Source organism: Streptomyces marokkonensis (assembly GCF_039539045.1).
Classification (GTDB): domain Bacteria; phylum Actinomycetota; class Actinomycetes; order Streptomycetales; family Streptomycetaceae; genus Streptomyces; species Streptomyces marokkonensis.
On the sequence record NZ_BAABCQ010000354.1, the window covers coordinates 1 to 2,020 of the forward strand.

Consider the following 2,020-nt stretch of genomic DNA (forward strand, 5'->3'; position numbering starts at 1 on the left):
CTTTGGTGGCCGGCAGGAACCGGGTACCAAGCCCGGCCGCGGGGATGACAGCCTTACGGAGTCGCGAGACCATGTGTCGCCTGATGTCCTTTGTCGTCGAGTCGAGTGGTCTGTGCTCAGCACGGGGGCCGGCCGGGTCAGGCGCCGATGAGGCCGTTCTCGTTCTCGTCCGTTCGCTGCCGCACGATGCGAGCAGTGGTGGAAGCGGACGGCGCGGGGGAGGGAGTCCGCTGTTCCAGAGGCAGCACCGCGGGGCTGGGCTTCTCACCGAAGAACAGGCGGTGTACCACGCGCTCCGCCGCGTGTCCGTCGTCGTACTGCACGAACCGCTCACGGAACGCGGCCCGCAGCGCGGTCGCCCGGGCACTGTTCCAGGCGCCGGAACGGAAGACCTCGATGAGCTCGTCCTCGCTGGTCGCGGTCGCCCCGGGGGTATCGCCCGGCTGTCCCGACAGGATGTCGAAGTACACGCCGCGGGCCCGGCTGTAGACCTCCCAGTCGTCCGCGTAGGTGACGATCGGCCGGTCGAGGCAGGCGTAGTCGAACATGATCGACGAGTAGTCGGTGATCAGCGCGTCGGCGGCCAGGCAGAGGTCCTCCACGACCGGGTACCGCGACACATCCTTGATCAGGCCCCGCTCCTGCAGCGCCTCGAGACTCGGGTCCGCACCGTAGAAGTAGTGGGTGCGTACCAGGACGACGTAGTTCGGACCCAGTTCGCGGCAGAACCGCTCCAGGTCGATCCGGGGCACGTAGCCCTTCTGGTAATCGCGTACCGTCGGGCAATAGAGGATGGCGGTCTTGCCTTCCTCGATACCGAGCTCGCCGCGGATCCGCGCCACGTCCTCGGAGGTGGCGCGAAAATAGACGTCGTTGCGCGGGTAGCCGCACTCGACCGCCTCGAACGCGCAGGGGTAGACCCGTTCCCAGATCTCCGTGGAGTGCTGGTTGGACGTCAGGCTCAGATCCCACTTGTCGGCCCGCTCCAGCAGTTTGCCGAAGCTCATGCCCTTCGCGGCTGCGGGGAACTTCTGCTGGTCAATACCCATCTGCTTCAGAGGGGTGCCGTGATGGGTCTGCAGATGCACCTGCTCCGGGCGCTTGACGATGTCGTTCGGGAAGTTGACGTTGTTGATGAGGTACTTGGCGCGGGCCATAACCTCCCAGTAGCGAGGAGAGTTCGCCACAACGTAGTCCACGCCCTCTGGAACGGAGTCCACCTCGGTGCGCCTGACGACCCAGACGCCGTGGACATTGGGGGCGAGTTCCTTCGCCTTGTAGTAAATGGCCGCGGGATTGCAGGCGACGCCACGGTTCCAGTAGGCGGCGTACACCGCGAGGTTCTCGTCGACCGGCCGGCGTAGATGAAGCCGGTAAAGCCGGTTGTAGGCGGTCTTCCCGAGCTTGGTTTTCGCCTTCGTGGCCCGCTGCACCACTTGGCGGCGGGTGCTGGAAGCGAACGTCATCGCGGAGTACGCAGTGTACGAGCCACGGTCCAGTATCTGGAAACGTGTTCCCTGCGTGCCCTCGGGAAGGACGAAACCACGCGGCTTGAGACGTCTGTACTGCGCTGCCGACAGCTTGAAGAACTCCGCCCGGTCCTTGGGGACGATGCGGTCCTCGCGGGCGAGAGTGAACAGGAAGTGGCTGGCCATGCGCTCGAAGAGCAGTGGCCGCACCGGCTCAAGGAGGGGACGCTCGTCGAGGAACTCGAAGAGCCGCGCGTACTGCTGAAATATGCCGAAGTGCTTGCGCCCCGGGGTGCGCATGGAGTTGCCCTGGCGCCGCTGGCGGTACTCGACGCAGACATGCTCAGTGGCGGCAATGCGCTCCGCGGTCAGCATGGTCTTGTAGACCATGAGAGCGTCTTCGTAGATGCCGTCAGTGAAAGTGAAATTGTGTTCGTCGACGTAGAACTCGCGGCGATAGGCACGGTTCCACACGACGGCGAACATGCTCAGATATTGGGGGCGTTCCAGAGCGGTGAAGACGTCTGTGACCGCGGCGGAGAGCATTTCGC

General features: G+C 64.7%; 1 protein-coding gene. It reads right to left on the reverse strand.

Annotated features, from left to right (window positions below):
• Nucleotides 1-137 precede the first annotated feature (137 nt).
• On the reverse strand, nucleotides 138-2,020 hold a 1,883-nt coding region (locus ABEA26_RS35810), incomplete at its 5' end, for a bifunctional glycosyltransferase/CDP-glycerol:glycerophosphate glycerophosphotransferase (protein ID WP_345598230.1).